The following is a 16876-nucleotide window of genomic DNA, read 5'->3' on the forward strand; positions in this document are numbered from 1 at the left end:
ACTTGTTCTCCTTCCGTCGAAATCCCCGTTAATCAGGCTGCTTTCGCACATTTGCTTAACTCTCCGAAATCCCCTTCGATCAGGAAACGGTTGGAAAAGTTTTGGTTGCATTTGGGAACATATGTTTGGTATAATCAAAAAGGGAACATACATTCGCGTTCGAGGTGATTGAGGATGTCCGAAGCGTTCGATTCCTTTGAAAAGGTGCACGCCCTGCTGCAAGATGAAGAAGCGTGCGCTCGCGTTCTGTATGAGGCCAAATGGCCGAACGGCTTCCGCTGCCCGCGCTGCGGCCACGATCATGCGTATCCGATCGCCACGCGCAGACTTCCTCTTTATGAATGTTCCCGCTGCTCCAAGCAAACGTCGCTGATTGTCGGCACCGTTTTCCAAGGGACGCGGACGCCGCTGCATCTGTGGTTTCAGGCGATCTGGCTGCATTCCCGCCCCGGGAGCATCAACGCCCTTCAATTGTCCAAAGAGATCCATGTTACCTATAAAACCGCGTGGCTCATCTGCCACAAGCTGCGCCATGCGATGAGCGGGGCGGATGCCGACGCGTTGCTCACCGGCGCGGTTCGGCTGACCGACGCTTGTATCTATCACCGGGTTTCATCGAATATGAAGTGGCATCAACAGGAGCAATCCGTTCTGATCGGGGCCACGGACGGGGAGAACGGGGAACCGGAGAACGTGAAGATCAAGAAGCAGGACAAGAGCTTACTGAAGCATCGGTTGGAGGCGCCAAAGCCGGGATCGTTTATCTTGGAGCATGTCGCGACGGAAGCGAGAATGAGTGTGAATTTCGTCCGTCAATATAGCAGAGAACGCCATCACGCGCTGCAGAAAATCGGAAGAGAGGTGGAAAAATGGCTGGCGGAGCTGTTCCGGGGGATCGGTCCGAAGCATTTCCAGGCCTATCTCAACCACTACTGCTATGACTGGAATCGGCGGAAAACGTCACGGTTCGGCGATCTGCTGGGATGGTGCGCGGCGACGCGGACCATCACGTACCCGGTATTGACGCAGCGGCTGCCGGCTCGTTCCGGTCGGCGTTCCCGCTCGGCCACTTCCCACGTAGCGATCGCGGGCTAATCTTATGTTTACTTCGGAAGGAAAAGTTATTTTTGCATCTCAAAGCGAGCAGGACTTTAACGGTGGGGAAAAGGGGATTTTCAGGAGATGGATGAGGCTTTTAGACATGGTTGTTTGTTCATAACGTGTCAACTCTTCCCTGAGCGAAGGGGATTTCGAAGTTAAGGACAGAAAGGCGACTTGCAGGAACCAAATCCTGAGCGAAGGGGATTTCGAAGTAAAGGAAAAAAGAAGGAGATAAGCCCCACAATTGAGGTTGACGAAGGGGGAAGCGAGTGAGATAATGTACGCGCGTACATTATGATGCGAAGAGGTGGGGCGTCCGAAAGATGGCAACGCGCAAGGAAGTGGCGGATCTGGCCGGAGTATCCGAGGCGACGGTGTCCCGCGTGCTCAACGGGGTCGGTCCGATCAAGGAAACGACCCGGCAGCGAGTGCTGGAAGCGGCGAAGAAGCTTGACTATCAACTCAATGCGGTAGCCGCCAGCTTCGCGCGGGGGAGAAGCGGGAATATCGGCGTCGTGCTGCCTCATGTTCCGAAGGTGAGGCTGTTCTCCACTTATTATTTCTCCGAAATTTTAAGCGGGATCGGCGAAGCGGCTCGAGCGGGGGGGCAGGGGCTGCTGCTGCTGTACCGGGAGCCGGGCGCCGCCTACGATTATGCCTCGCTGTTTCACACGCAGCGGGTGGATGCCTGCGTTTTGCTGGGAACGAGCTCGCTGCCACAAGAGCGGCAAGGGATCGAGCGGCTGGCGAAGCTGGACTTGCCGTTCTGCGTGGTCGATCAGCGTTTCGGCGAAACGGGTTTTCCCGCGGTCTGCGCGGACCATGAGGAGGGCACGCTGCAAGCGGCCCGGCATTTGCTCGGCTTGGGACATCGCCGAATCGGCTTCCTGAACGGTTCGCCCCACTATTCGAACAGCCTGGACCGGGCCGAGGGGTACCGCAGGGCGCTGGCCGAAGCCGGAGTTCCGTTGAATCGGAAGCTGCTGTACGAAGGCAATTATAGCCGCAAAAGCGGTTTCGAAGCGGCTTCCGGCATTTATCGCGACCTGGATTCGCTGGACGCGGTGCTTTGCGCGAACGATCGGATGGCGATCGGTCTGGCCCAAGGACTCCGGGAGCGGGGCTGCAAGCTGCCGCGAGACTTGCCGATCGTCGGCTATGACGATTCCGACGCGGCCGCGTTGTTCGATCCTCCGCTGACGACGGTTCAAGTGCCGTTTTACGAGATGGGACGGATCGCCGCGGAAAGGCTTCTAAGGCGGTTGTCGGGCGATACAGGGGAGGATTTGCAGGGAGAAGGCAGCTCCCTTGTCATGCTGCCGACCCAATTAATCGTTCGCAAATCGAGCCAATCTGGAGAGGAGTAATGGAGCATGAGAAAAGCGTTGATCGTATGGGGAGGCTGGGACGGCCACGAGCCGCGGCAGGTAGCGGAGCTTTTTCAAAGCCTGTTGGAGAAAGAAGGGTTCGAGGTTACCGTTTCGGACACGCTCGAAGCGTTCGCGGACGGAGCCCGCTTGAAGGATCTCGACTTGATCGTTCCGGTGTGGACGATGGGCCGGATCGAGCAGCAATGGGTGAACAACGTGTCGGAAGCGGTTCAGGCGGGCGTCGGTCTTGCCGGCTGCCATGGCGGAATGTGCGATTCGTTCCGGGATAACGTCGACTGGCAGTTCATGACCGGCGGCCAGTGGGTGGCGCATCCCGGCAACGACGGCGTCGAGTACACCGTAAACGTCAAGCACAGCTCGAGCCCGCTTGTGGAAGGGGTCGAGGACTTCCAGGTGAAGAGCGAGCAGTATTATCTGCATGTCGATCCGGCGAACGAAGTGCTGGCCACGACGCGGTTCCCGATCGCACCGGGCCCCCACTCGTTGAACAAGGCGGTGGATATGCCGGTCGTGTGGACCAAGCGTTGGGGCTTGGGACGGGTTTATTACAACTCGTTGGGCCATCATGCGGACATCGTGGCGATGCCGCCTGTAACGGAACTGATGCGCAGAGGTTTCCTCTGGTGCGCCGACGGCAAGAGTGCGGCCAGCCAAGCGGCTAAAGGCCCCGCTTATACCGGAATGGCCGACAATCAACTTTAACGAACGGGAGAGGGACGGACCCATGGGGAAAATTCGCGTCGGCATTATCGGAACGGGCAACATCAGCGGCATTTATTTTCAGAACGGCAAACGGTTTGACTCGATGGAGATCGTCGCCTGCGCCGATTTGGACGTCGAGCGGGCGAAGGCGAAAGCGGCGGAGAACGGCGTGCGAGGCTGCTCGGTTCAGGAGCTGCTAGAAGCTCCGGATATCGATATGGTCATCAACCTGACCATTCCTCAAGCCCATGCGTCCGTATGCATCCAGGCGCTGGAGGCCGGCAAGCACGTATACGTCGAGAAGCCGCTCGCCGTTACCCGCGAAGAAGGCAAGAAGGTGCTGGAGCTTGCCCGGAGCAAAGGACTGCTCGTCGGCGGGGCGCCGGATACGTTCCTTGGCGGCGGCATCCAGACGTGCATCAAGCTGATCGAGGACGGCTGGATCGGGACGCCGATCGGCGCCACGGCGTTCATGATGAGCGGCGGGCACGAGAGCTGGCATCCGGCTCCGGAATTTTATTACCAGGCCGGGGGCGGCCCGATGTTCGACATGGGACCTTATTACTTGACGGCGATGGTCGCGATGCTGGGTCCGATCTCACGGGTCACCGGCTCGGCACGCATCTCGTTCCCCGAACGGAAGATTACGAGCCAGCCCAAATACGGCCAGATCATACCGGTAGAGGTGCCGACCCATGTGGCGGGCGTGCTCGATTTCGCGTCCGGCGCGATCGGAACGATCCTGACGAGCTTCGACGTCAAGGGAGGCTCCCAGCTCCCCCGCATCGAAGTATACGGAAGCGCCGGCACGCTTCAAGTACCGGACCCGAACACGTTCGGCGGGCCGGTGCTGTATCAGCGCGCCGGGACGCGCGAATGGTCGGAGCTGCCGCTCTTGTACGGCAACAGCGACAACGCCCGCGGCATCGGCGCGGCCGATATGGCGGAAGCCATCCGGACCGGCCGCCCGCACCGGGCGAGCGGTCAGCTGACGTATCACGTGCTGGAGGCGATGCACGGGATTCACGACGCATCGGAGCAAGGCGTGCATTACCGGATGAAGAGCGAGTGCGAACGGCCAGCCGTTCTCCCGCTCGGCTAAGATCGAGGCCAAATTCGTTCCGATTTTCATTCTTTCGGTTCCCCCGCCGCGGATTTGCGGCAGGGGAACTTTTTTTGTCCGAGTTGACTTGAAGCCGGGACGATGCCATGATTTACAAGATCATTTCCGACAGGTAAGGATAGGTGCAGCTTATGAAGAAGAGAATCCGAGGCTGGATGCCGTCGGCCGCTCTGGCCGCCGCGCTGGCGGTCGGCATGGCCTCGGCGTTGGCCGGTTGTTCGGTCGGAGCCGGCGACCAAGCCGCTTCGGCCGCGTTAGGGGAAAAACAAGTCGCCTGGGCGTTCACCCAAGCGGATCAGCATCCCGAGCGCGAGCTGATTCAAGTGATCGACGGAGCCGAGTCCACGCTCGATATCGCGATTTACAGCCTGACGTATCCGGACATCGTCCAGGCGATCCGGAACGCGGCCAAGCGAGGGGTACGGGTGCGGCTGATCTCGGACCGCATCCAGTCGAACGGCAAGACCCAGAAGGAAGCGCTGAAGCTGCTCGGAAGCGCCGGCATTCCGCTTAAGATCAACAAGCATAGCGGTCTCATGCATCTGAAAGTGACCGTCGCCGACGGCAAAGTGGCGACAACCGGCTCGTTCAATTATTCGAAATCGGCCAGCACGGATAACGATGAAGTGTTTCTCGTGTTGAGAGACGAGACGGTTGCCGCATCCTTCGAAAAGGAATTCGAAACCATGTGGAACGACGAGAAACGTTTCGAGTCGCTGCAAGCCGGAATTGCCCTGCCGGAGGAGCAATCGGACGGGGAAAACGAGGAGTCGGACGAACAGAAGGCGGCGGTCTCGGATGCGCCCGCTTCTTGCGACAATCCTCGGATTAAGGGCAACATCAACGCCAAAGGGGACAAAATTTACCACGTTCCGGGCGGAGCACAGTACGACCGGACGAAGGCGGAAGAAATGTTCTGCACGGAACAAGAAGCGACCGCGGCAGGCTTCCGTAAAGCCCAAAATTAAATAAACCGATAGCGAACCTTCCCTTAAAACCGCTTACGAAGCGGTTTTTCTTTTTTTATGGACAAAAAATTAGGCTAAAAAAACAAAAATACACAAACAAAAGGGTTTGTTTTGCAACGGATAATCGTTTACGATATGGATCAGTATCGAATTCAGCTTAATGAAGGAAGAGAGGGCAGCCCTATTATGCGCAGCATGGATTTAAACGGAATTTGGGAATCGGTTAACGGCAGGACGGGGGAACGCTACCGGGCGAACGTGCCCGGATTTATCCAGAAGGATTTGATGGAGCAAGGGGTCATTCCGAACGAATACGACACGCTGCTCGAACCGAAGATCGAATGGATCGAGAACGACGACTGGGAATATCGCCGGACGTTCGGGTTGGACGACGAGCTGCTTCGTTCGGAAGCGCTGGAGCTCGTTTTCGAAGGCGTGGACACGTTCGCGGAAATTCAATTGAACGGGAAAGTCGTCGGGCGGACCGAAAACATGTTTCTTTCTTATCGCTTCGACGTCAAAGGGATCGCGCAGGCAAACAACGAGCTGGTCGTTCGCATCTTTTCCCCGACGGAGACGATGAAAGAGAAGGAGAGAGCGTTCGGCGAATCGCTCATTCAGTGGAACAGCATCTCCGCGCGGGTGTTCGGGCGGAAGGCGCAATACGGCTACGGTTGGGACTGGGGCGCGCGCCTCGCGACCGTGGGCATTCACAAGGCGGTTCGCGTGGAGGGCCGCCAGGCGCTCCGGGGAGAGCATCTCGGCTACCGTCTGGCCGGCCTTTCTGACGAGAAAGCGATCGTTGTCGCCCACCATACGGTCGTGAACCTGAAGGACGCTCCGTTCGATGCGGACATGATTTATCGGATCTATGACGGAGAGACGCTGCGCGCGGAGAAAAAGGAACGGACCGCGATCGCCGCGGGACAGCGGCGGTATGAGGCGAGCCTGGAGATCGCAAACCCGAAGCTATGGTATCCCGCGGGTCATGGCGATCAACCTCTTTATCGCCTGGAGGTCTCGGTGGTGGCGGACGAAGCCTCGATCTCGTCTTCCTGCGCGGTGGGCATCCGGGACGTGAAGATCAAAATGCCTTACGACGAACAGGGTCGCAAATTCCTGATCGAAGTAAACGGCGCCGCCATTCTGTGCAAAGGCGTCAACTGGATTCCGCTGAGGCTGTTCCCGAATCTGGACACGGCGGAAGAGTACCGCTCCGAGATTGCGGACATCGCGGCGGCCAACATGAACATGATCCGCGTCTGGGGCGGCGGCACTTACGAGAACCACGATTTTTACGAGGAGTGCGACCGCCTCGGCATCATGGTGTGGCAGGACTTCATGTTCGCTTGCGGCGACTATCCGGACGACGATGCGTTCAGCGAGCTCGTCCGCCGAGAAGCGGATTTCGTCATCGACGAGTTCGGCTGGCATCCGAGCATCGTGCTCTGGTGCGGCAACAACGAGAACCAATATTTCGTCGAGCGCAGCCGCAAATTCCGCAAGCACGGCTTCGGCGAAAAGCTGTACTTCGACGTGCTGAAGGAGGCGTGCCGCAAAGATACGCTCCGCCCGTACTGGCCGACCAGCCCGTATTCGCTGACGTTCGATCATTCGAAGTACGAGGGCGATTACGGCGATCTCCATTCCTGGCACGTCTGGGGGCAGACGCACCCCTATGAGGAATACCGCGACGTGAACGGCCGCTTTCTCTCCGAATTCGGCATGCAGTCTTACCCGTCCATGCGGGTGATGGACCAGGTCGATCCGGCCGCCAACCTGCGCGATCCGAAGTTCGACGCCATGCAGAAAGCGCCGTATGGCATTCAGCGTCTGTTCTATTATACGGTCGGGGACTACCTGCTGCCGGCGGATAAAGCGGGCTTCGTCTACGTGAGCCAGCTGATGCAGGCGAACGCGCTTCGTTACGGCGTCGAGCATTGGGTGTCCCGCATGCCGGACACGTCCGGCGCGCTTATCTGGCAGTGGAGCGACCTGTGGCCGTCGATCAGCTGGGCGATCGTCGACTACGCCAAGGTGAAAAAGCCGGCTTACTATTACATGAAGCGGAGCTTCCGGTCTCCGAACGTCATCGCCAAGACATGGCCCGGACGGACGGAGGCCGAGCTGTACGTCGTGCATGACTTGGGCGACATCGAGGGCAAAGTGACGGCGGAGTTTTACGACCTGACGACGGATCGCGTCGTGAAGACGGAGGAGCGGGAAATTCGCGGTCAAGGCCGCCGATCTACGTTCGCGGGCAAGCTGGAAGTGTCGGGCTTCGATCCGGCGACTACGGTGCTGTACGTCCACCTGGAGGCGGAAGGCGACCGACTGGCCAGTCAAACGTACCTGCTGGGCAAGCCGCACCGGCTCAAGCTGAAGCCGGCGAACGTGCAGGTAACGAAGCGCGCGCTGCCAGGCGGCGACACGGAGTTTACGCTGACGGCGGACGCGTTCGCCAAGGATGTCGGCTTGTCCGACGTGCCGGGCACGCTGAGCGACAACTACTTCGATCTGCGCGCGGGAGAATCGCGCACCGTCGTGCTGCAGGGCCCGCTGCCGGAAGACTGCGAACCGACTGTCGTCTGTCTGAACGGAATCCGCACGATTTCGTACGTGTAAGATCAATAGAATAGAAGGGCGCCCTGGGACGGGGCGCCCTTTTTTGAATTGCAGCCGGTTCCAATGGCGACTTCTTGAGATCATGGTCGGATAATTACGGCGAACCGAGGTCAGCTAGTCGGACGGACCCAGCCGTTCGAGCCGGGGCGGCCGGGAGCTTGCCGGCGGAATGTAGTCGACGTTCCGCCGCTTTGCCCGGGCGCGATAGATCCGCACGGCGGTCAAAGCGACGACGGCGGCTCCCGTGCCGATATAGAGCAGCCGGACCCAGCCGACCGCGGAGTCCGTGCCGAGGGCGAATCCGTGAAGCCATCCCATGCCGAAGCCGGCGAAGGCGAGAAAATGGATCGCGCGCCACGTCTTGCGGCCGAGCCGCTTCATCAGGTCGGAGCTGGCGATCAGCACGACGCAGACGTACAGCGTCAGCGTCCCCAGTCCGTTCAGGAAGCGATGGTCGTCCGAGGCGAACGGAATCAGCAGCTCGAACGGCGAATAGCCGACGTACTTGTCGAACAGAAGCACGATGCCGTGCGTCAGGCCGAACAGGAACCCGAACCAGCCGCTCCACTGGTGGACGGCCAGCAGAACCGCCTTGCGCTTGCCGGACATGCCGCCCGTCATCAGCAAGCCTGCCAGCGTAGAGGCGAACAGCAGCAAATAGGAAGTCATTCCCGCGGCCCGGGTCGTCGCCCAGACCGACAGGACGTCAGATAGCTCGCGCATGCGTCTCACCTCCCGGGGCATAGCGTTCCAGCGCGCCTCCGCGCCGAACCGAACCGTCGCGTCCGACCAGGACGTAGCCGAATTCCGGACGGCGTGCCTCCAGCCAGGGAATGCCGGCGGCGGCTCCGAGCACGATCAGGCATTTGGCGTACACCTCGGCTTGAGTCAGCCGGGGCGCGACGACGGTCGCCTGAACGAGATCGGATTCGGCGGGCAGCAGCGTGGCGGGATCGATCAGATGATGCCTCGCCCGCCCTTCCCCGTCCGTCCAGCTCCGCTTCCGCGTGCTGCTCGTCGCGATTCCCGCCGGCCGCCCGATCCGCAGCTCGAGCAGATCCCGGTCCGGGTCTCGCGGGTCGGCCACGCCGATCTCCCAGCCGCGCTCCGGAGCTCCCCATAGCGCGATATCGCCGCCCGCGTCGACGGCGCCGGTCCGGATCCCTTCCCGGCGGAGCATGCCGGCGAGCTGCTCGGCGCTCCAGCCTTTGGCGAAGCCGCCGAGATCGACCCGGCAGCCTTCCGGCAGCCGGATGCTCATCATCCGCTCGTCAAACGTCGCGCGGAGCTCGGCCGCCGGACGGCGGGGCGAATCGGAAACGTCCGGTTCGCCGTCCGGGGAAGGCCGGCCGGCCGTCAGCTTCTCGAAGCTTCTGTCATAGCCGAGAGAAGAGAGCACGCCGCCCAGATACGGAGTGAAGAGACCGCCCGTCTCTTCCCGGCAAGCGTCGGCGGCGGTCAGCGCCTCGAACAGAAGCGCGGAAGCCATGAACGGCCGGCCGGCCGACCGGTTCAGCCGGTTCAGCTCGCTGTCCGGACGGAAGCGGCTCAGGTTCCGCTCGACGAAGGCGAACCAGGATTCCGCCTTGCGGCGGGACTCCGGAGGCAGTCCGAGCGTGGCCATTTGCGTATTCATCGCTTGAAACGTATGCATCGGCGCATTCCTCCTAATCGGTCAAGATGCTCTCGTTCTCATGCGGCCGCCAAGCTCCGAGGAAGAGCCGTCCGAGCCGCCGGATCCGATCGATCCGCTCGTGCCGTCCGAGCCGAAAAAATCTCCGCCGCGTCTCCCGCGGTAGCCGAAGCTGTCGTCGTATTGCGGCGTCTGATCGGAGCCCTCGTTATTCGATATCGTCCCGTCGGCTTGTCCTCCGGCCGACGCGGCCGCGGGATCCTCGCGGGAGATGAAGCCGACGAAGCCGGCGAACAGCGCCGCGCCGGACAGTCCGACGCACCACTTGACCCACTTGTTGTTAGCCATGTCCTTTCACATCCTTTTTCGCTTGCAAGCGATGGCTGATCTATTGAATGCCACCATTATGGCATTCGAACCTTAGGCCCGCTTGAGCGCAGGCTGAAAGTTTGCTGAATGCCCCGAACATGCTTTTCGCCCGGTGCTGCATGACAACCCTTTTCAGCTGGCTTTCAGCTTGTTGTGAGAGGATAATCCCAAACGGATTTTCGCATGGGAAAAGAGGAGGCGCGGACATGACGGCGGGGAACGGCATCCGAATTTTGCTCGCGGACGACGAACCGCACATTATTGACTTTCTTGAACTCGGTCTGCGCCACGAAGGCTACGAGGTGAACGCCGCATCGGACGGGACGGCAGCCCTGGAGATCGCGGCGTCGTTCCGGCCGCACGTCGCCATTCTGGACGTGATGATGCCGGGATTCGACGGTTTCGAGGTTTGCGAGCGGCTGAAAGCGGAAGGGGACGTGGCGGTCATCATGCTGACGGCTCGCGACGAGGTGGACGACCGGGTCAAAGGGCTGCGGCTGGGAGCGGACGATTATATGATGAAGCCGTTCAGCTTCGAAGAGCTGCTGGCCCGCATTCAGGCGAGGCTGCGCAATCAGTTCCCGCACCTGCTCGGCTCCGTCGCCTTCGGCGCGTTCCGCGTCGACGACCGCCGCAAAGAGATTTCGCTGGGCGAGCGGGTGCTGGAGCTGTCGCCGACCGAATATGAGCTGCTGCGCTATTTGATTTTCAACCGCGGGATCGTGCTGAGCAAGCCGGCCATTCTGGAGCGCGTCTGGGGCTACGACTTCGCCGGGGACGACAACATCGTCGAAGTATACGTCCGTTCGCTGCGGGACAAGCTGGGCGACCGGGAACACCGCATCATCCGCACGCTTCGCGGCGCAGGCTACCGGATGGATCTGCCATGAACGGGGCCATCCGCAAGCGGTTTCGCCCCTGGATCCCGGCAATGCCGGGCTCGCTGCGGTTCCAGCTGCTCTCCCGCTCGCTCATGCTGATGGCCGCGTTGCTTCTCCTCATCGGGTGCCTCCAATTCGTGTTGACGTATCGATTCCTTGTGGAAAATAAAGCAGAGGGCATCCAGAGCCAGGTGCGGACCGCGGACAAGGACATCTGGGCGAGAGCGGCGGGCATTGCCGGCACGTACTCCCCCGGCGGCGGGGACGGCGACTCCGATTCGCGGCGGACTCTCCCTTACGGGGACGCAAGAGGCCCCGGGGAGGGACGGGACGGCGGAGAGCGTGACGTCTCGCTCCTGTTCGGCGGCGCCTCCGTCGCTTATATCGACGACGCCGGCGGCTTCTCGTCCCTGTCCGGCGGCCAGGACGGGGAAGCTTCGACGCCTTCCGCTCCGAGGCTGTCCGACGAGGACTACGGCAGCGTGCTCGCCGATTATCCGGGCGGCGCTTATCGCGTGCTTAGGGACGGCACGGAGGGACGGACGCTGGTTGTGCTCCAAACCGTGGAGATCCACGGGACGCACGGGATCGTTCAGGTCAGCGTGGATTTAGCTCCGCTTATTCTCACGCTCCTGCGCCAGTCGGCCATCTTCGCGATCCTCGCCGCTTGTTCGCTGATTGCGGCCTGGCTCGTCATGCAGCCGGTGCTCGGAAGGACGTTATCTCCGCTGTCCCGGCTGGTCAAGCTCGTCGGCGAGATCGATGCGGGGCGGTTGGCGGTTCGGTTCCCCGAGCGCCAGGGGCAAGTCGAGATCGACCGGCTGTCCACGTCGTTCAACGGCATGCTGGCCCGCCTGGAGGCCTCCTTCGCGGCGGAGAAAGAGGCGAAAGAGACGATGAGACGGTTCGTGGCGGACGCGTCCCACGAGCTGCGAACGCCGATGACGTCGATTCACGGTTTTCTGGAGGTGCTGCTGCGCGGCGCGGCCGGAGATGCGGACCGCTTGGAGAAATCGTTGACCAGCATGCTCGGAGAGACGAAGCGGATCAACAAGCTGGTGGAAGACCTGCTCCTGCTCGCCAAGCTGGATCAGGCGCCGCCGCTTCGGACGGCCCGGGAGCCGCTCGGCGAACTTCTCCGCGAGATGGAGCCGCAATGGCGGGTTCTGGCCGGGGAACGGTCGGTGGCGATCGACATCGAGACCGAATGCGTGTGCCGCCTCGACGCCGACAAGCTGAAGCAGGTCGTTCTGAACCTGTTTCGGAACGCGGTCGAGCATACCGACGCGAAGACGGGGCGCATCCGGATCTCGCTTACGCGCGAAGGCGAACGGGCCGTCGTCTCCGTTGAAGACAACGGGGAAGGGATCGCCGCCGAGCATCTGGCTCGGATCTTCGACCGTTTCTATCGCATCGACGCTTCGAGGGCCCGCAAGAACGGCGGGGCGGGACTCGGCCTTTCGATCTCCCGCTCGATCGTCGAACGCCACGGCGGCACGATCGAAGCGTCAAGCGTTGCAGGCGCCGGCAGCGTCTTCCGAATCTTGCTTCCGGCGGACGATTCCGGCGAAGGCCGCTGACGATTACCGGCGCGGCGGGGACCCGGCTCCTTAAGCCGGCCGCCCCGCTCCGCTCTTCGGACGGGCATCCGAAGATGCCATCCTCCTCCCGTTCGCATAGGATGCAATTGAACAAGCCTCGGGAGGAGGAGAAAAGCATGAACGCCAATCTTGGAGCGGGCAGCATCATCATCGGGGCCATTCTCGTTTTCTCGTTCGGCATTTGGCCGGAATCGCTCACGTTTCTGCTAGTCGTTATGGGAGTCGATTACATCAGCGGAGTTGCGGCTTCGCTTCGGGAAGGCAAAGGGCTGAGCAGCACCGCCGGGTTCTGGGGGCTTGGCAAGAAAGGATTGATGCTGCTCGTCGTTCTCGTCGCCCATCGTGTGGACGTGCTGCTTCACGTCGACATGGCGATGGGGGCCGCTATTTATTTCTACATCGGCAACGAGCTGCTGTCCGTCATCGAGAACTACGGGCGCCTGGGCCTTCCGCTGCCGGACAAACTCCGCAACGCAGTCAAACTGCTGCGCGACCGGGGCGGCGACCGGCCGCCGGACGACGATCCCCCTTCCGGCGACCGGCCTCCGTCCTGAAGAGTGTCTTTTCTGCCGGAAAAATGTTCATACTTTTGCCATATGTGAAAAAAAGTTGACGTTCTCGTGAATGCAACTGTTGAGTTCAAACGGGCATTTTAGGTAATATAAGAGATGGACAATTGAAGGAAGCAGGGGGAGCATCAATGTACAAGTGGATCATGCCCGTCTTGATCGTCATCGCTTGCTTGTTCGGTGTATACTTGCTGGCGCAAGGGTTGCCCGAAAGGCCGAAGGAAGAGAAGCTCGCGGCAGGCGAGGAACTGCTCAAGATCACCGCGACGAACTTCCAGTTCGACCAGAAGGAGTACCATCTTAAAGCGGACACGAAATACCTAATCAGCTTTAACAGCAAGCTCGGCAACCACGGAGCCGAGATCGACGAACTCGGCATCAACATGACCAAGGACAATCCGAAGATGGAGTATACGTTCAAGCCCGGCACGTACGAGCTGCATTGCTCGATCATGTGCGGCCAAGGCCATGCGGGCATGGTCGCCAAGGTGATTGTTGAGTAACCGCATGCAAAAGGAGCCTTGTCGGCTCCTTTTTTGCCATTCCATCGGCGTCAGTCGGCGGCCCGCTTCGCCCGGTCCCGCATGATCAGGCGGTCGGAGATGTAGCCGATCGCCGCCCAGCTGGCGATGGTAAGCAGATACATGGCGAAGACGTCGACATGGTGAATGTCGCCGAACACTTCGACGAACCAGATCGGCACGCTGAACATGAACAGGAAGAGATTATGCGGATCGTAGCCGGTGGCGTTGAACAGGCAGAGCGCCGCTCCGAACAGCGTACACGCCAAGGTGACGGTATAGCGCAAGAGAAGGTCTCCTTCCTTGAAGCAAGTCGTCTTTTTTGCTCGTAGTATGCGCGCCGCGGCAATCGCTCATGCGGCCGGACCGCGGCGCCGATTTATTTTGCCAAAAGGAGACATGCGAAGATGATTACCCATATCGTGCTGTTCAAACTGAAGGACAGAAGCCCGGAGAGCGTCGCCAGAACCGCTCAGGTGCTTCGCAACCTGGAAGGAAAGATCGAAGGGCTGCTGTCGATCGACGTCGGCACCGACGTGCTTCGTTCGGAACGCTCGTTCGACATCGCGCTGACGACGACATTCCATGATTTGGACGGGCTTCAGGCGTATCAGGTGCACCCCGAGCATCAAAAAGTGATCGCGCACATGAACGAGGCGAAGGACGTCTCGTACAGCGTCGATTACGAGAGCTGAAGGGGAGAGGAACGTGAATTCGACCGATTCGGGCGCAGGGGATCTTTATGAGATGATGACGTATCTTCTCGTCATCATTTTCAGCGCGATCATCATGGTCGCCTGGTTGAAGCGAAGAGGCAAGCGCAAGGGCCGCAAGGACGAGAGGTGAACCGTATTTGTATTACGTAAATCGGGAAGGAATCGAACGGAGACTGGCGTGCATTCCCGACCTGGCCGCCGCCGCGGCGGAGCTGGCATCGGGCTGGACGGGCTCCCGAATCGAAGGTTTGGCGCAGGAGCGGGCGCTGCATCTGGCGCTGGAGATCGTGACGGACGCAGGCAGCTTCCTGATCGACGGCTTCATGATGAGGGACGCCAGCAGCTACGAGGATATCGTGGAGGTCATCGCGGGAGAGAATGTCGTCCCGGCGGAGCGCGCCGAGAAGCTGCGCGAACTGGTGCTTCTCCGGAAGCCGCTCGTTCAGGAATACGACAGCTGGCCGAGAACCGCATTGCATCCGCTGACCGCCGAACTGCCGGAGCTGCTGACCGGGTTCGCGGATGACGTAGGCAACTTTTTGCGCAAGGAACTGGATCCTTGGGAAGCAAGGTGACTCCGATCGGAGCCCTTGCTTTTTCAAATTTCGTGGCCTCTGCATCGTATCTTGGCAAGCTTCGAAGCCGGGCTCCGCTTTGTACAGTTATTTCGTTTACGCCCGAACCAAGTTCCGTTACAATGAAAACAAACGAACATTCGCTCTCCGGACCGCTTCGGCGGTTCGACCGGGCGCGCGGAAAGGAAGTGGGCAGATGCCGCAGCAAGAGAAAGGAACGACGACGCGCCGCCGGTTGATCGAGCTGCTCCGGACGACGGGCGGCTGCGGCATCGCCGAATTGTCCGGCGAGCTCGGCCTTACCGAGATGGGCGTCCGCCGCCATCTGCACCGCTTGGAGCGCGACGGCATCGTCCGTTCCCTGGCGGTCCGGCAGGCGATGGGGCGGCCTTCTTATCGCTATACGCTGACGGAGAGCGCCGACGATCTTTTTCCGAAAAATTACCCTCACCTGACGTTGGAGCTGCTCGGCGAGCTGGAGGAACTGAGCGGGCCGGAGACGGTCGACCGTTTGTTCGAAGGCCGGCGAGCCAAGCTGGAGGCGAGATATCGCGACCGGATGCGGGGCAAGCCGCTTAGGGAGAGAGTCGCCGAATTGGCGGCGATCCAGAATGCGGGCGGCTATATGGCGGTCTGGGAGACGGATCCCGCCGGCGGGTACGTCCTGCACGAGCGCAATTGCCCGATCGCCCAGGTGGCGAACCGGTACCGCCAGGCTTGCAGCTGCGAGAAGGCGCTGTTCGCCGAGCTGCTGAGCGCGGACGTGGAGCGGACGGAATGCTTCGCCGACGGCGGCAACCGCTGCACCTATGCCATTCGCGCCGCCGCGGCGTCGGACGAGCCGAAATAGCAAACGAGTATTGAAGCGCTCTTTCCCATTGGGGAGGGCGCTTTTTTGGTGGTTTGCTTTTTTTGCAGTTAGCTTTTTTGACGGATGGAGCGGGAAAAGATGGCGAGAGGGATTGCGATGCGATGTTTTTGATCGCATGGCGCTTTCCGCCGCCCTCGCCGAGCCGCTGTAGCGATGTTCTGGATCGCAAGCGGGTCGTTTTCGCCGGATTTTCCCCTGGCCGAATTTTTGCTTTGTCCGCTGTGTCAAGTCAAGCCCAACGTTCTTATACTGAATTAACCGCATGGGCGACTGTCCCGGTCGGAACCCATGGGAGGACCGGCGGACGAGAGCGCCGGGAGCGGAGGAGGTGCGCGGCGATGGCTTGGGATTGGGCCGCTTATTCGGTAGCGGCGGCGTGTCTGGCGGCAGCCGCGGCTCTCTTGATCGCCGCCGTCGCGATCGGCCGCATGCTGCGGCGGTGGGACGCTACTCTCGCGCGGCTGGAGCGCGAGACGGAAACGACGCTCGCGCAGTGGCGGCGTCTTGGAAGCGAAGCCGCCGATGCGGCCGAACGCTGCCGCCGCGGCCTGGAAGGCTTCGAGCGTCTCGCGGAAGGGGGGCGGGCGCTCGGAGCCGCCGCCGAGAAGGCCGCCAAAACGGCGGCCGACGCGGTCAGCCGGTGGACCGACCGGGTCGGCGATTCGCTGGCTGCGGAAGAGAAGAGAACGCCGCGGCACGCTTCGGGCCCGGATTGGGCGGAGATGGGCATGAGTCTATGGCAGGCGCTGCGCCAGCGTCTGGCGGGCGTGCCGAACGAAGGCGAAGCGAGCCGAGACGGCGATGCGGATGAAGAACGTTAGCCAAGACATCATTTGATGAGCGAGAGGAGAAAAACGACATGGCGGAGAAAAAGGCGGTAAAGTCGTTTCTGTGGGGCGCGCTGGCCGGAGCGGTAACGGGGGCGGTCGCGGGGCTGCTGTTCGCGCCGAAGAAAGGCAGCGAGCTGCGCAAGGATATTGCGGACACGGCCCACACCGTGGGCGAGAAGACGGCCGAGATCGGACGCAAGGCCGGCGCGACGGCAAGTTCGCTGGCGCGGCGTTCCGGCGATTGGGCCGAAGGCATTCGGTCCCGCTTCGGCAAGCGCGATAAAGCCGAGATCGCGTCCATCGCGGACGACGGGTCCGCGGAAGACGCGGCGGACGATCAATAAGAAGAAGAGCATAAGCCCGCAATTCGCATAGAGAAGCCGTCCGCTCCCGCCGGACG

Annotated in this window: 20 protein-coding genes; 16 read left to right on the plus strand and 4 right to left on the minus strand. The window is 61.0% G+C overall.

Translation table 11 applies throughout. The annotated features are described in order from the left end of the window. The first annotated feature begins 174 nt into the window (after nt 1-174). The 6 genes from H7C18_RS29330 to H7C18_RS29355 all read left to right on the plus strand — a co-directional run bounded on the left by H7C18_RS29330 (nt 175) and on the right by H7C18_RS29355 (nt 7910). A complete protein-coding gene (locus tag H7C18_RS29330) occupies nt 175-1095 on the plus strand; it encodes a transposase (RefSeq protein ID WP_185132679.1) in 921 nt (306 codons plus the stop codon). A 329-nt stretch (nt 1096-1424) separates the two neighbouring features. Further along, nucleotides 1425-2468: a LacI family DNA-binding transcriptional regulator gene (locus H7C18_RS29335; protein WP_185132680.1), complete on the plus strand. Its 1044-nt coding sequence runs from the start codon at nt 1425-1427 to the stop codon at nt 2466-2468. 6 nt (nt 2469-2474) lie between these two features. Continuing rightward, entirely contained in the window at nt 2475-3194 is a 720-nt protein-coding gene (locus tag H7C18_RS29340; protein WP_185132681.1) for a ThuA domain-containing protein, read from the plus strand. Nucleotides 3195-3216: 22 nt separating this feature from the next. After that, nucleotides 3217-4296, plus strand: coding sequence for a Gfo/Idh/MocA family protein (locus H7C18_RS29345; RefSeq protein ID WP_185132682.1), 1080 nt, complete (start codon nt 3217-3219; stop codon nt 4294-4296). 152 nt (nt 4297-4448) lie between these two features. After that, a complete protein-coding gene (locus H7C18_RS29350) occupies nt 4449-5285 on the plus strand; it encodes a phospholipase D family nuclease (RefSeq protein WP_185132683.1) in 837 nt (278 codons plus the stop codon). A gap of 186 nt (nt 5286-5471) precedes the next feature. Further along, nucleotides 5472-7910: a beta-mannosidase gene (locus tag H7C18_RS29355; RefSeq protein ID WP_185132684.1), complete on the plus strand. Its 2439-nt coding sequence runs from the start codon at nt 5472-5474 to the stop codon at nt 7908-7910. A 114-nt stretch (nt 7911-8024) separates the two neighbouring features. Here the strand turns inward: H7C18_RS29355 and H7C18_RS29360 are convergent, their stop codons facing one another. The 3 genes from H7C18_RS29360 to H7C18_RS29370 are packed head-to-tail and all read right to left on the minus strand — an operon-like array spanning nt 8025 to nt 9891. Further along, a complete protein-coding gene (locus tag H7C18_RS29360) occupies nt 8025-8633 on the minus strand; it encodes a ferric reductase-like transmembrane domain-containing protein (protein WP_185132685.1) in 609 nt (202 codons plus the stop codon). Continuing rightward, on the minus strand, nt 8617-9564 hold the full coding sequence (locus H7C18_RS29365) for an FAD:protein FMN transferase (RefSeq protein WP_185132686.1): 948 nt from the start codon (nt 9562-9564) through the stop codon (nt 8617-8619). The genes H7C18_RS29360 and H7C18_RS29365 overlap by 17 nt, the downstream gene beginning before the upstream one ends. Nucleotides 9565-9585: 21 nt before the next feature. Further along, nucleotides 9586-9891, minus strand: coding sequence for a hypothetical protein (locus H7C18_RS29370; protein ID WP_185132687.1), 306 nt, complete (start codon nt 9889-9891; stop codon nt 9586-9588). A gap of 227 nt (nt 9892-10118) precedes the next feature. On the opposite strand from H7C18_RS29370, the gene H7C18_RS29375 reads away from it, so the two are divergent. The 4 genes from H7C18_RS29375 (at nt 10119) to H7C18_RS29390 (ending at nt 13466) form a co-directional block, all read left to right on the plus strand. Beyond that, on the plus strand, nt 10119-10802 hold the full coding sequence (locus H7C18_RS29375) for a response regulator transcription factor (protein ID WP_185132688.1): 684 nt from the start codon (nt 10119-10121) through the stop codon (nt 10800-10802). Beyond that, nucleotides 10799-12373, plus strand: a complete 1575-nt coding sequence (locus tag H7C18_RS29380) for a sensor histidine kinase (RefSeq protein WP_185132689.1) — start codon at nt 10799-10801, stop codon at nt 12371-12373. Before H7C18_RS29375 ends, H7C18_RS29380 begins: the two co-directional genes overlap by 4 nt. Before the next feature lie 137 nt (nt 12374-12510). After that, nucleotides 12511-12948 (plus strand): phage holin family protein, encoded by a 438-nt coding sequence (locus H7C18_RS29385; RefSeq protein WP_185132690.1) that lies wholly within the window; start codon nt 12511-12513, stop codon nt 12946-12948. 146 nt (nt 12949-13094) lie between these two features. Then, nucleotides 13095-13466: a cytochrome c oxidase subunit II gene (locus H7C18_RS29390; protein ID WP_185132691.1), complete on the plus strand. Its 372-nt coding sequence runs from the start codon at nt 13095-13097 to the stop codon at nt 13464-13466. 50 nt (nt 13467-13516) lie between these two features. Here H7C18_RS29390 and H7C18_RS29395 read toward each other — a convergent pair whose 3' ends face one another. Next, nucleotides 13517-13771 (minus strand): hypothetical protein, encoded by a 255-nt coding sequence (locus H7C18_RS29395; protein WP_185132692.1) that lies wholly within the window; start codon nt 13769-13771, stop codon nt 13517-13519. A gap of 120 nt (nt 13772-13891) precedes the next feature. Here H7C18_RS29395 and H7C18_RS29400 point away from each other — a divergent pair, with 120 nt between their 5' ends. The 6 genes from H7C18_RS29400 to H7C18_RS29425 all read left to right on the plus strand — a co-directional run bounded on the left by H7C18_RS29400 (nt 13892) and on the right by H7C18_RS29425 (nt 16820). Next, nucleotides 13892-14179, plus strand: coding sequence for a Dabb family protein (locus H7C18_RS29400; RefSeq protein ID WP_185132693.1), 288 nt, complete (start codon nt 13892-13894; stop codon nt 14177-14179). Between the two features lie 13 nt (nt 14180-14192). Continuing rightward, a complete protein-coding gene (locus tag H7C18_RS29405) occupies nt 14193-14330 on the plus strand; it encodes a hypothetical protein (RefSeq protein ID WP_185132739.1) in 138 nt (45 codons plus the stop codon). Nucleotides 14331-14337: 7 nt separating this feature from the next. Beyond that, nucleotides 14338-14775 carry a DUF86 domain-containing protein gene (locus H7C18_RS29410; protein WP_185132694.1) on the plus strand — a complete coding sequence of 146 codons (438 nt, stop codon included), beginning with the start codon at nt 14338-14340 and terminating at the stop codon, nt 14773-14775. Nucleotides 14776-14971: 196 nt separating this feature from the next. Next, on the plus strand, nt 14972-15625 hold the full coding sequence (locus tag H7C18_RS29415) for a helix-turn-helix transcriptional regulator (RefSeq protein ID WP_185132695.1): 654 nt from the start codon (nt 14972-14974) through the stop codon (nt 15623-15625). Between the two features lie 359 nt (nt 15626-15984). After that, on the plus strand, nt 15985-16467 hold the full coding sequence (locus H7C18_RS29420; RefSeq protein ID WP_185132696.1) for a hypothetical protein: 483 nt from the start codon (nt 15985-15987) through the stop codon (nt 16465-16467). A gap of 38 nt (nt 16468-16505) precedes the next feature. After that, nucleotides 16506-16820 carry a YtxH domain-containing protein gene (locus tag H7C18_RS29425; RefSeq protein ID WP_185132697.1) on the plus strand — a complete coding sequence of 105 codons (315 nt, stop codon included), beginning with the start codon at nt 16506-16508 and terminating at the stop codon, nt 16818-16820. Nucleotides 16821-16876: the final 56 nt, after the last annotated feature.

It is taken from the genome of Cohnella zeiphila (assembly GCF_014212055.1).
Taxonomy (GTDB): domain Bacteria; phylum Bacillota; class Bacilli; order Paenibacillales; family Paenibacillaceae; genus Cohnella; species Cohnella zeiphila.